Source organism: Paenibacillus tyrphae, assembly GCF_024158745.1.
In the GTDB taxonomy this organism is placed as follows: Bacteria; Bacillota; Bacilli; order Paenibacillales; family NBRC-103111; genus Paenibacillus_G; species Paenibacillus_G tyrfis_A.
The window spans coordinates 88,642-101,710 of record NZ_JAMZAW010000001.1 but is presented as its reverse complement, the minus strand read 5'-3'; the positions used below and the strand labels follow the sequence as shown (position 1 = coordinate 101,710).

Here is a 13,069-nt window from a genome sequence, read left to right as displayed (position 1 = left end):
ATCCATCTATGGAAACATAGGTGGATTTTTGTTTTGCAGCCGTCGACCCCGCATAACAAAATTACGGTTGGCTCACCATAATATGGGGGGCGACATGCATGTGGAAATTTATTTCGACTCATCTGATAAATTGGGAAGTTATTTTGCAAGCCGTCCTGTGCAGTGTGGTGCCCTATGGTGTGTACAAGCTGGGAGCTTGGTTGAAATCGGTTTTGACGATCCGCAGCAGCAGCAAGCCTGCCGAGGAAGAGCGGTTGTACGTCTTTACCGGAACGTTCGAGAAGGACTTGCCGGAGCTTCAAGAAAGATTAGGGCGCAATGACGATATATTGATCCGCACGTTTGAAATAGGCGGGGCGCGGACGAAAGCTGCCTTGATCCTGGTAAAGGAGCTTGCGGACAAAAACTACATCGATACGCATGTTTTACCTTCTCTGATGTCCGACTTCGCCATGCCAAGCTCCGCGGATGAGCTGCCGCCTCACATCAAAAATCGGATCTTGCCCGTGAGCGAGCTAGGCGAAGCCGGGAACCTGCGCGATTTGCTGCCCGGCTTATGGAAAGGCAATGCGGGTCTCTTGATCGACGGCTGTCCGAACGTCTTCGTCCTGGCCACCTGCAACGAGAAAAAACGCAGTCTCGGCGAACCGGCCTCGGAAGCTTTGGTCCGGGGGCCGCGCGTCAGCTTCAATGAAAGCTTGGCGGATAATACAGCGCTGCTGCGTCAGCTTGGCGGGAGTCACACGCTATGCATCGTTTACACGCTGGTGGGGCGTAAAGCTCCCAGAACGGTAGCGATCGCTTACAACAGCGATATTGCCAATGACGCTTTGGTGCAGGAGGTCCGGCAGCGCATCGCCCGGATCGATATGGACGACGTTCCCGATTCCGGGTATATTGAGCAGTTTATCGAGGATAACCATCTTACGCTGTTTCCCCAAGTACAGAATACGGAACGGCCGGATCGGGTAAACAGCGCGCTGATGGAAGGCAGGGTGGCGATCCTGTTGGACGGCTCCCCGCTTGCGTTGATAGTCCCGGTAAGCATCAGCATGCTGATGCAATCCCCGGAGGATTATTACGAACGCTGGATTCCGGGTACGCTCGTGCGCGTGCTTCGTTATATCGCAGCGCTGATTTCCACGCTCGGGCCCGCGCTCTACATTTCGTTCATCTCGTTCCATCAAGGGCTGATTCCTACCAAGTTGGCGGTATCCATCGCCGGGTCAAGGGAAGGCGTGCCCTTTCCTTCGTTAATCGAAGCGTTGATCATGGAAGTGTCGATCGAAATTTTGCGGGAGGCCGGTTTACGCTTGCCGAAGCCGATCGGTCAAACCATCGGCATCGTCGGCGGCCTCGTCATCGGGGAAGCGGCGGTACAAGCAGGCATCGTCAGCCCCATCATGGTCATCGTCGTGGCTATTACGGCGATTTCTTCGTTTGCGATCCCTCAATACAGCGCAGGAATTGCTCTGCGGATTATCCGCTTCGGTACGATGTTTTCGGCGGCCATTTTCGGACTGTACGGGGTTATTCTGTTCTTCCTGCTGGTATGCAGCCATTTGGCCAAGCTGAAGAGCTTCGGCATTCCTTACTTGAGCCCCGCGGCTCCTTACCGGTTCGGAGATTGGAAGGACTTCGTCCTGCGCGCGCCGCTTTCTATCATGACGCGCCGCCCGAAGGCTATGCAGGTCAAACAGCCGAAGCGCCGCGGATAAAAGCATAGATTCGTAATTGCAATCACCCGGGTGACACAAGTCGTCCGGGTTATTCGACGTTATCCGATATGAAAACCTACTTTTAACCATTATTGAAAAATGATTGGGAATTAAGCTTGCCACCCCGTAACACATGCGGAGCGAAATTCATAAAAATGTTGTATGTTCTGTCGAGAGCAGAGAAAGCGCGATCACCCGGCCGGGTACTTCTTGCCCGGGGCCTTTCATTTCTATCTCTCGCCAGTCTCCGGCTGGAGCCGGCACTACTTTATTTTGACGGAGGGAATGTTCAACATGAGTGAATTTCAGAATGAGCTTCAGCAACTGCAAGTCGCGGCATACAATGCGGGTCAAGTAACGCCTTTCGAACACCAGGGCCAATACGAAGCGGATTCTCGTCTATGTGGCGGTGGCTGCGGTTGTTTCCGTTGTCCGTGCGGCTGCGGTTGTTTCCGCTGCTTCTGCAGCTGCTTCTGCGGGGGAGGTTGCGGTTGCGGAGGCGGTTGCGGCTGCGGAGGTTGCGGAGGACGTTGCGGTTGCGGACATCGTTGCGGTTGCGGACATCGTTGCGGAGGACGTTGCGGTTAAGTCATTAACGGGACTCCCCCGGTAGTATCAGCCCCTGCACATGCGGCTTTTGATCCAAACCGCAGGGGCTGGAACGGCCCCTTGAAAATAATTGACAAGAAGGACAAACGACAATACATAAGATAGCAGTGAACATCCGGCCGGATTGACCAAAAGTACGGATAAGGAGGAGTGAGATGACCACATTAGATGCTTCCGTGCGTCCGAAAATGAACGGGGACACCTTTTTTATCCCCGATCCGAACGGTTCCGTCTATTTTAGAAACAACATGGGCTCGTTCAAACTGGAAGGCGAGTCGATTGATCGATGGATCGAAAAGCTGATTCCGGTATTTAACGGGAAGTACACGCTTATGGAATTGACGGACGGCTTGCCGGGACCGCATAAGGACCGCGTGTTCGATATCGCTGCTTTATTGATCCAAAACGGCTTCGCGCGGGATGTCGGCGGAGACCTTCCCCACCGGCTATCGGAAAGGATTCTTGAGAAGTTCAGCTCGCAAATTGAATTTCTGAGCAATTTTGGAGGCTCCGGCGCGAACCGCTTCGAGCAATATCGCCAAGGGAAAGTATTGGCGGTTGGTTCCGGCCCATTTCTGGTTTCATTAGTAGCGGCATTGCTTGAATCGGGCTTGCCCCGAATCGGAGTGGCCATTGGCGATTCATTGCCGACCAACCGTGAGCGGCTGAAGGAACTGGGGGAGCATGCCCGGAAATCCGATCCGGAGATACATATTCAGGAAGTGACTTACCCCGGACGGGACATTTCCGCTTGGCAGCAGGTCCTGAAACCGTTCGATTCGATCATGTACGTATCGCAGGAGGGAGATATCGAAGAGCTTCGGATCGTCCAAGCGGCCTGCAAAGCGGAGAGAAAGCTCTTCCTTCCCGCGATTTGCTTGCAGCAAGCCGGTTTGGCCGGGCCTCTTGAGCGGCCGGAAGACGAGAATGGCTGGGAGTCGGCGCTGCGGCGCATTCATCAGCCCGTTCTGCGCCAAGATCCGCAGCAGCATGGGTTTTCTGTCCATGCCGGGGCTTTACTGTCGAATGTGATCGTGTTCGAGCTGTTCAAAACGGTGACGGGAGCTGCCGATCCGCTGCGAAATCAGGCAGTATATTTGCTGAACCTGGAGACGCTGGAAGGGGACTGGTATTCGTTCGTGGCTCACCCGATGGTGATCGGCTGCAACCGGATTGAACGCATTCCGGATATTGAACCGCGGCTGATGCAGGATCCGGGCCCGGCGCCGCAGAGCGGAAGGCACAGCCCGCTGCTGGATTATTGCGAACGGTTAACCTCGCCGGATACGGGCATTTTTTATGAGTGGGACGAAGGCGACTTAAAGCAGCTGCCGCTTGCGCAATGCCGGGTTCAGGTGGCGGATCCGCTCTCGGACGGGCCGGTTGAGCTGCTTCCTTCCATTGTCTGTACAGGATTGACGCATGAGGAAGCAAGACGGGAGTCGGCGCTTGCCGGATTGGAAGCTTATACGTCCCGGTTGGCCGAACGTACGGGGCAGGCCTCTTTTCCGACGGAAACGGACGCAACGGGTTTGCGCGTATCCGAGTATGTCGGCATCGGAGCGGGAGAGACGCTGGCGGAAGCCGTATGCCGGGGCTTGCGAAAGTGTCTGACGGAAGAGCTGGACATTCGGCAGACCGGTCGAAAGCCGCTTATCACTCCGGTGCAGTTAACTATGGTGGATGACGATCGGGTCCGTTATTATTTGAAATCCTTGTCTACGCTGCAGGGGGAGCCGTCCCTCGTTCTGGAGGATGAGCTGTTCGGCTTCCCGGTGGTTCGTGCGGATATCGGCGGAAGATGGTACACGGGCGTCGATTTGAATATCACCCTTGCGCTTCGAAGGGCTCTGCTCCGGGCGCTGACGGAGGTTCAAAGTCAAGCGCCCCGGCTTCAAGTCCGGATCGCTTCGGTTCCAAGCCGGGCACCGAAAAAGGTAAGGCCGCGCAGCTTGGCTATTCCAACCTGCGAAGAAACGCCGCAAGCGGACGTACTGGCCTCCGCCATACAACAGCTGAAGCAGCACGGCAGACGGCCGCATGTATTTGATTACAGGCTCGATCCTTTCTTGAATAAAGGGCCCGTTCACGTCCTGGGCGTTGCGCTGGGAGAGGAGGTTTCGCCATGAGCAGTGTTGTTGCCGTAATCGGCAAAGGCGTGCTGGCGGATTTGATATGTGCCGAGCTGAATTCAGCCTTTTGGGTAATCCGTACAGTCGAACTTGAGGAGGAGGAGTTCCGATCGGCCGATCTGGTTATCCTTGCGCAGGATGGCTGGCTTCCTGCCGTGCAGGACAGGGCGGAGGAGGTTCTTCAGTCTGCCAAGGTGCCGTGGCTGCGGGGCTTCGTGTCTTTTGGAGAGGCGTTAATCGGGCCGTTGGTCCGGCCAGGCGTTCAGGGATGCTCCAGATGCGCGGACACGCGTCGGCTTATGGCTACCAGCGACCGCAAGGAGCTTCGTCTGCTGCAGCAGCAGCTTGCCGAACGCGGCGGAATCCCGCAGGACGCCTGGGCTTCCCGCACGGGACTGACGCAGGCGGCGACGCTCTTGGCCGCGGAAGCCCGGCGCGTGCTTCTCGGCGGACAGCCTCAATTGGAGGAACGAATCCTGCTGGTGAATCTGAAAACCTTGAAGACTTCGCGCCACCTTTTTTTACACGATCCGATGTGCCCGATTTGCGGCGATTTGCCGGAAGATTCGGAGGAACTGGCCAATTTCTCGCTCGGATCAAGTCCGAAGATTCATCCGAACAGCTTCCGCTGCCGTTCGATCGATGAACTGAAGCAGGTACTTGCCCGCGATTATTTGGATTTCCGAACCGGGCTCATGAACGGCAAAATGAAAGACGGTCTGTCGCCATTCGCCGACATTACCGTAAATCTTCCGTTTTTCGCCGGCGATGAACCGAGCTCGGGGCGGACGCTCTCCTATGCGGACAGTGAGCTGACGGCGATACTGGAAGGCTTGGAGCGTCATTGCGGCGTGGTCCCGCGTGGCAAATGGACAAAGATTCGCAAAAGCTACCGCGAGATCGCCGATCATGCGTTAAATCCGCTCGAGGTAGGAGTCCACGCGGAAGAGCAGTATGCGCGGCCTGATTTTCCATTCCGGCGTTTTGATCCCGACCGCGAGATCGACTGGGTTTGGGGCCGCTCCATCATACACAATCGTCCCATACTAGTACCCGAGCTGCTGGCTTATTACAGCCTCGGCTGCGGAAACGGCGTTGTCTATGAAACGTCCAACGGATGCGCCTTGGGCGGCAGCATGGAGGAGGCCATTTTCCACGGTATCATGGAAGTGCTGGAACGCGACTCGTTCTTGTTGACCTGGTATGCGCAGCTTCCGCTTTCCCGCGTCGACCCTTACTCGGCCGGCGACCGCGAACTGAATATGATGATCGACCGGATGAGGGCGGTGGCGGGCTATGAGCTGCACGTGTTCGATGCGACGATGGAGCATGGCATTCCGTGCATCTGGACCTATGCGAAAAATCTTAAACCGCGCGGGATGAATCTCATCTGTGCGGCCGGAGCCCATCTCGACCCGATGCGTGCGCTGAAAAGCGCGATCTTCGAACTGGCGGGCATGATGCTCTCGCAGGATGACCGATTCGAAGCCAACCGGCAGGAAAGCGAACGGATGGCAGAGGATCCTTTCCAAGTGAGGGAGATGGAGCATCACTCCATACTGTACGGCTTGCCGCAGATGGAGAAGCGTCTGGATTTCTTGTGGAAGAAGCCCGGACCTCCGCTGACGTTTCGAGAGGCGTTCCCGCCGCAAGTTCTGCATGCGGATCTGGCCGACGACTTGAAGATGATCTTGGAGAAATTCCGCTCCTTGAATCTGGATGTGATCGTAGTCGATCAGACTTCGCCCGAGCTGAAACGTAATGGGTTAGCCTGCGTCAAAGTGCTGATTCCGGGGATGCTGCCGATGACGTTCGGTTATCATTTGACGCGTGTTACAGGGCTGGAGCGGGTACTGAAGGTTCCGGCGCTGCTCGGCTATACGAAGCAGCCGCTCACGGTGGAACAGCTCAATCCGCATCCCCATCCGTTTCCGTAAGGCACGACGAGAGGGGAGAGTACCGTGAGCCTTAAGTCTTTTTTGCATAAGCTGCATTACGATCCCGATCATTCCAGGCCGCCGGACTTCGAACCCGATTGGTACAATGCTCCGCTCGCTTATAAGCTGTACCGCGGCTTACCGACCTTTGCGCTCTCTTCGGAAGTGCCGCTGACCCTAGAAGGAAGAACCGTGCCGGATAAGCCGGAAATTCGCGATATCGGTCATTTTCTCTGGTATGTTTACGGGCTTGCACAGCTGTGCCAGTCCGTCTTTTCCATGGATTACGGCGGGATGGAGGGAGGAGCGAACGTATTCCACTCGCTCCGAAGGTTCGCACCTTCCGGCGGCTCCCTGTATCCGAGCGAATTGTATGTGTACTTGAAAACGGACGATTTGCCTGTCGGGATCTATCATTACGATACGGCGCATCATCGTCTCGTGCTGCTGCGCCTTGGCGATTTTGATGCTTATCTGGCCCGGGGGCTGGGGGACCGCTGCGACCTTTCGGCTTGCTTCGGCGCTGTATTCGTGTCCACCGTATTTTGGAAAAACTTCTATAAATACAATAACTTCGGCTATCGTCTGCAAGGACTTGACGCCGGCGCGCTCATCGGACAGCTGCTGGAAACGTCCAAGCGCTTCGGATATCATACCGGGGTGTATTTCCGTTTCCTCGATCGGGCCGTTAACCATTTGCTTGGTCTTGACGAGCAGGAAGAGAGCGTGTATGCGGTCATCCCCTTATCGCTGCAGCCTTCCGGCGGCTGGTTCTATGGCAGCAGAGCTGAAGCAGGAGTCTTGACTTCCCGCCAACTGTGCGCAGCGCTTCCTGCGATCCGGCACGAGCATTACGTCCGCTCGCTTCGCACCGCAGAGTACCCGATGCTGCTTCGAATGAACGAAGCTTCGTTGATGGAAACAACGGCCTCGTTCGGTCCGCTCGATGCTGCGGATATTGGAGGAACGATGACCGGCGGAGTGGGGACGGTCGCGCTGCCCCGAACGCCGAGACTTTCATTTGATCTGGCTTCGGTCGTCCGCAAACGGTATTCGCCGCACTTGGATTTTGTTTTTCATACGGTTGATGCTCATCGGGCTGCGGCTTTACTGCACGAGGCAACGGCCTCGTTCCCTTATACGAACGATCTGGATACGGCCGGTCAGGAGCCCAGGAAGCGGGTGTCCATTTACGGCTGTTTGTACGGCATTGAAGGCATTCCCGACGGCGCTTACCGTTACGATGATCTAACTCACGAGCTGCGGTTGATCCGTCCGGGAGATTACAGGATGCTGCTGCAGCAGGGAATAGCCATGGGCAATGTGAATCTGTTTCAGGTCCCGCTTTGCTTGCATGTGGCCGCGGACAGGAATCACTATGCGGATGCGCTCGGTTTCCGGGGGTACCGCATTCAGCAGATGGAAGCGGGAATGCTTGTTCAGCGACTGTTGATCGCGGGGGTGGCTCTTGGGCTTAACGGTCATCCGCTTCTCAGCTTTAACCCGGCCGATTGCGACAAAATATACAAGATGGAAGGGGAGGGCGTCGCCAGTCTCATCCAAGTGCCGCTAGGAGCCTGCAGACCCAGCTCCAGGCTGGAAGGCGGATTATACTCCTGAGAGAACGGCAAAAGACAGCAGCTCGAAGTAACATTCGGGCGTGCTGTCTTTTTTTCGTTAATAGTAAGGCGAAATCAACAGATACACAAGAACTCCGGTGGAGCTTACATATAGCCAGATGGGCATCGTCCAACGGGCGATTTTCCGGTGCGACTCGATTTTCATATTGAAGCCCCGGGTTACGGTGATTAAGGCCATCGGGACGTTCACAATCGCCAGCAGCACGTGGGTGATCAGGACAAACAAGTAAACGTATTTCAGCCACAGGCTTCCTCCGAATTTCGTCGGCTCGGTCAGAAAATGGTACATGACGTACGAAACGAGGAAGAGAGCCGTGGTCACAAAAGCGAGAAGCACAAAGTTCCGGTGCGCCGCGATGTTTTTCTTCTTCACGAAATAAAGCGAAAGCAGCAAGAACGCAAAGGTAAAGCAGTTAAAGACGGCGTTCAGCAGAGGGAGCAGCGTCACGTCGAAGCCGACCGTCCCTTCATATTTCGGCATAAAAAACAAAGCGGCGATTACTCCGATAAGGATAATGGAAAAAACCGTGATCCATGCGGTAAAATTGCGTGTTTTGTTCATGTTATTCCCCCGTTTCCTGGCATTCTGCAACTATCATCCATTTAAGGATAGACATCCTGTTCTTCAAAAACAACGGGGTTTTCCCGCGTTTTGTTACATTTTATCGAAAGCTGGGAACCGCGAGGTCCGGCCTGCCGTTCTTGCATAACATTAGAACGGAATGTCCACCATAATATGGACTTCGGAGCAGAATGTGGAACCGTGTGTTCAAAACGCCGCTTCGGAGGCAACTGAGGCACCAATACTTAGGAAGGTGGGCTTGCCATGGGTTATTTGCCGCCCGAAGACCGCATCACAACCATGCAAGCAGCCGTACTGATCTCCAATTATATGCTGGGCGTGAGCATTCTGACGCTGCCCCGTACCTCGGTAGAGGCGGCGGAAACGCCCGATGTCTGGATTTCGCTCATCTTAAGCGGACTGATCACGGTAGCGGTCGGGATTTTGATTGTGAAATTGTCCCAACGCTTTCCGGGCCAAACCTACTATCAATATAACCGGCAGCTCGTCGGCAAGTGGCTTGGGACCGCACTCAGTTTTTTTACGGCTTTATATTTCATAGTTATGGCCTCCTTTCAAGTTCGGGCGGTGCTGGAGGTGACCCGGCTGTTCCTGCTGGAGGGCACGCCTTACTGGGCGATTACGTTCGCATTTATGTGGGTGGGGGTTTATTTGATGATGGGCGGAATCAATCCCGTCGCCCGCCTCTTCGAAGTGATCTTTCCGATCACGACCGTCATTCTGATCTTGATCGCCTTCATGGGGCTCAGCGTATTCGAGCCCGACAACATGCGGCCCGTACTGGGTCACGGCCTCATGCCGGTGCTGCGCGGGCTGAAAACAACGATACTGGCCTACACGTCCGTCGAGATCATGCTCGTCGTTCCCGCATTCATGAAGCATCCGGAAAAGGCGGTCAAAGCGGTGCTGATCGGGGTGCTCATTCCGTCGTTCTTCTACGTCGTCACCTGCGTCATTGTCATCGGAACGTTATCGGTGGACGGTGTGATTACCCGGACCTGGCCGACCATCTCGCTTTTCCGGAGCTTCGAGTTCAGGGGAATCTTCTTCGAGCGCTTCGAGACGCTGCTGCTCGTCATCTGGCTTATGCAGATTTTTACCACCTTTACGTTGTCTTATTATCTCGGAGCGCTTGGCATCGCACAAAGCTGGAAGGTGAATCGGCGGACGGTCATTTTTGTTTTGCTGGCGGTCATTTATATGATCTCCTTCGCTCCTGCGGATACGAACGAATTGTTTAAGCTGGGGGAAATGCTAGGCTTGTCGTCGTTGGTTCTGTTTATCCTGGTGCCCGCGGTTCTGTACATTCTCCCGGGCAGGAAAGGGGCCCGGTCTTGAAACCCCGAAATAGGATGTTCGCGATCCTGGCTCTGCTGCCGATGATGCCGCTGCTGGCGGGCTGCTGGAGTCAACGGGAGATCGACGACCTTAGCCTCGTGGCCGGAATCGCGCTGGATAAAGCTCATGAAACGAAGGCCGAGACGGCTCTGAACAAAAATGGGGCGGCGCGCAAAAAAGAAGATTTGATCTCGATTACGTATCAGATTTTCACTTCCAGCTCCGGCGGCGAAAAGGGACGCGGGGGCGGTGGTTCGTCCGGGCAAAAGAGATACGAAAATTTTACGGAAACCGGCGATTTGTTGTTGGAGTCGACCCGGGAAATCTCGCTCCGGACGGAACGGCCGATATTTGCCCAGCACTTCAAGACGCTGGTGATCGGCGACGAGCTGCTCCGTACGACTCCGATCCGGAATTTTATGGATCTGATGTACCGCGAGTCGGAATTCAGACCGAGTGCCCTGGTGTTCGTAGCCCGCGGATTGGCAAGGGAAACGTTCGAGCTGAAAGGGACGAAGGAAATCCCGGCATTTCGCATCCTGAAAATGGTCGACAATCAATACAAATCGACCCGTATCCTTCCGTCGGTAACTTTGGCCAAGCTGCTGACGTACCTGCAAAGCAAGTCGAGCTTTTTGCTGCAAGCGATCGTCAAAGGGGGAGGGGAAATTAAATTTGCCGGGGCGGGAATCATTCACGGACAGAGCGGAAAGCTGGTCGGCTTTCTCGACGAAGACGAACTGGGCAGTATCACGCTGATCACGGGACAAGTGCGGGGAGGCGTCGTCAAATTTACCGACGAGGAAACCGGGCAAAAAAACCTGTATGAAATCTTATCATACAAGAGCAACATTGTGCCGCACGTGGAAGGGGACAAGCTCTCGTTCGAGGTTCGGATCGAATCCCGGGGCCGGTTAAGCGAAAGCTGGGTCATGAACGAGAAAAGCTTCGACGACCGTTTCCTGAAGCGACAGGGGCAGTATGCGGCGAAGCAATTGGAACGGAACATCCGCCAGACGCTGGAAAAAATTCAGAAGCAGTACAAAGCCGACGTGATCGGATTTGGCAAAGAACTGCGTATTCATAAGCCGAAAACATGGGATAAAGTCAAATCCCAATGGGACCAAAAGTTCAGTCAAGCCGAGGTACGCGTGCACGCCAAAACGATCGTGGCCGAGTACGGAGCGAGCGGTTCGAAGGTCATTGAGGATCGCAATCCGCCCGGACCATGAAGGGTAACCCCCTAATGCGGAAAACCATAAAAAAACATAAACGGACCTAAAAAAAACAAAAGACTTTTGCGGACGAATGTTATAGATTGTAAATAGATTAATAAAATGCCATATGAAAGCATGTTTATTCCGTGGACCGGCGCAGAACCTGTAAGTTTGTTTCAGGTTCTTTTTGCTCATGCTTCTCCGCTGGAACATGGCTGAACGATCCTACTAATCATACTAAGGAGAAAGGAGGAAACGGTTTACCGCAGCATCGAATCCTACCCGAACAAAGGAGGAAATAACAATGTACGCAACCAAGGTTCAATCGATCCGCGACAAGATGAGGACCGCTTCACTGATTTTGCTTTCCGCCGCGCTGCTTCTGGCGGCCTTCGGCTTGCCCACTCCATTTCAGCCGAAGGCCCATGCCGCCGGAGAAATGAAACCGTTCCCACAGCAGCTGAGCTACCCCGGTATCCTCAAGCCGAATCATGTTTCGCAAGCTTCCATGAATGCGTCCGTCGCTGCTTACTACGACTACTGGAAGGGGGCTCATCTGAAGAACAACTTATCTTCCTTGCCGGGCGGCTATTACGTCAAAGGGAACGTTGCGGGCAACCCGGACGGCTTCAAGGCGCTGGGCTCTTCGGAGGGACAAGGCTACGGCATGGTGATTACGGCGCTGATGGCCGGTCATGACCCGGATGCGAGAACGATTTTCGACGGGCTGTTCAAAACGGCAAGAGCTTATAAAAGCTCCGAAAATTCGAATCTGATGGGCTGGATCGTAGCGGACGACAAGAGAGCTCAAGGGCATTTCTCCTCGGCCACAGACGGAGACCTTGATATCGCCTATGCGCTCATTTTGGCCGATCGTCAATGGGGGTCCGGCGGTTCCGTCAATTATTTGGCGGAAGCGAAAAAAATGATTACGAACGGCATCAAGGCCAGCAACGTGACGTCCGGCAACCGGCTGAATCAGGGAGATTGGGATTCCAAAAGCACCTGGGATACGCGTCCGTCGGATTGGATGCTCAGCCATTTGCGGGCCTTCTACGAAGTGACGGGAGATCAAACCTGGCTTGACGTCATCAACAATCTGTACAACGTGTACGGCCAGTTCAGCAGCAAATACACGCCGGTCACCGGTCTGATCTCCGACTTCGTTATCGACAACCCGCCGAAGCCGGCTCCGCGCGATCACATGGAAGGGGAAGAATTCCCTGACGAATACAATTACAACGCCAGCCGCGTTCCGCTGCGCATTGTGATGGACTACGCGTTCTACGGGGATGCGAGAGGCAAAGCGATCGCCGACAAAATGGCGACATGGATCAAAGGAAAGACCGGCGGCAACCCGAACAATATCAAAGACGGCTACAAGCTTGACGGCACCGTAAACGAAAACGCAAGCTATGCGACGGCCGTGTTCGTCTCGCCGTTCATCGCCGCGTCCACGACGAACAGCAGCCATCAGGCATGGATCAATGCGGGCTGGGATTGGATGAAGAACAAGAAAGAAGGCTATTATAGCGATTCCTTTAATCTGTTATCGATGCTCTTCATTTCCGGCAACTGGTGGATTCCGACGGCCGGAGGGACGCCGGATACGCAGCCGCCTACCGCTCCGGCGAACTTGACCGCAACGGCCGTATCTAGCAGTCAAGTGAATCTGAGCTGGACGGCTTCCACGGATAACGTCGGGGTCAAAGAGTACAAAATTTATCGCGGCGGTACGGAGGTCGGCACGGCGACAGGCACTTCGTACAACGATACGGGCTTGAATCCGTCGACGACGTACAGCTACACGATCAAGGCTTATGACGCGGCAGGCAATGCGTCGGCGAACAGCAATACCGCCAGCGCCACGACGACCGACGGTCCTTCTACGGATA

General features: G+C 54.9%; 8 protein-coding genes and 1 pseudogene. 8 read left to right on the top strand and 1 reads right to left on the bottom strand.

The features are described from left to right. The first annotated feature begins 98 nt into the window (after window positions 1–98). From NI000_RS00405 to NI000_RS00385, 5 genes are all read left to right on the top strand, one after another. On the top strand, window positions 99–1,718 hold the full coding sequence (locus NI000_RS00405) for a spore germination protein (protein ID WP_253406764.1): 1,620 nt from the start codon (window positions 99–101) through the stop codon (window positions 1,716–1,718). Window positions 1,719–2,127: 409 nt separating this feature from the next. After that, the gene (locus NI000_RS00400) at window positions 2,128–2,331 is read left to right on the top strand and encodes a hypothetical protein (RefSeq protein WP_253406763.1); all 204 of its coding nucleotides are present in this window, start codon (window positions 2,128–2,130) and stop codon (window positions 2,329–2,331) included. 151 nt (window positions 2,332–2,482) lie between these two features. Next, window positions 2,483–4,456: a putative thiazole-containing bacteriocin maturation protein gene (locus tag NI000_RS00395; RefSeq protein ID WP_253406762.1), complete on the top strand. Its 1,974-nt coding sequence runs from the start codon at window positions 2,483–2,485 to the stop codon at window positions 4,454–4,456. Further along, window positions 4,453–6,396, top strand: a complete 1,944-nt coding sequence (locus NI000_RS00390) for a TOMM precursor leader peptide-binding protein (RefSeq protein ID WP_253406761.1) — start codon at window positions 4,453–4,455, stop codon at window positions 6,394–6,396. Before NI000_RS00395 ends, NI000_RS00390 begins: the two co-directional genes overlap by 4 nt. A gap of 24 nt (window positions 6,397–6,420) precedes the next feature. Then, a complete protein-coding gene (locus NI000_RS00385) occupies window positions 6,421–8,016 on the top strand; it encodes a SagB family peptide dehydrogenase (RefSeq protein WP_253406760.1) in 1,596 nt (531 codons plus the stop codon). Between the two features lie 57 nt (window positions 8,017–8,073). Here the strand turns inward: NI000_RS00385 and NI000_RS00380 are convergent, their stop codons facing one another. After that, window positions 8,074–8,598 carry a DUF420 domain-containing protein gene (locus NI000_RS00380; RefSeq protein ID WP_253406759.1) on the bottom strand — a complete coding sequence of 175 codons (525 nt, stop codon included), beginning with the start codon at window positions 8,596–8,598 and terminating at the stop codon, window positions 8,074–8,076. 264 nt (window positions 8,599–8,862) lie between these two features. Here NI000_RS00380 and NI000_RS00375 point away from each other — a divergent pair, with 264 nt between their 5' ends. The 3 genes and pseudogenes from NI000_RS00375 to NI000_RS00365 form a co-directional block, all read left to right on the top strand. Next, window positions 8,863–9,957, top strand: a complete 1,095-nt coding sequence (locus tag NI000_RS00375) for a spore germination protein (protein WP_253406758.1) — start codon at window positions 8,863–8,865, stop codon at window positions 9,955–9,957. Between the two features lie 14 nt (window positions 9,958–9,971). After that, window positions 9,972–11,189, top strand: coding sequence for a Ger(x)C family spore germination protein (locus NI000_RS00370; protein WP_253406757.1), 1,218 nt, complete (start codon window positions 9,972–9,974; stop codon window positions 11,187–11,189). A 289-nt stretch (window positions 11,190–11,478) separates the two neighbouring features. Continuing rightward, window positions 11,479–13,017: pseudogene (locus tag NI000_RS00365) on the top strand (glycosyl hydrolase family 8); the annotation flags it as partial. Window positions 13,018–13,069 lie beyond the last annotated feature (52 nt).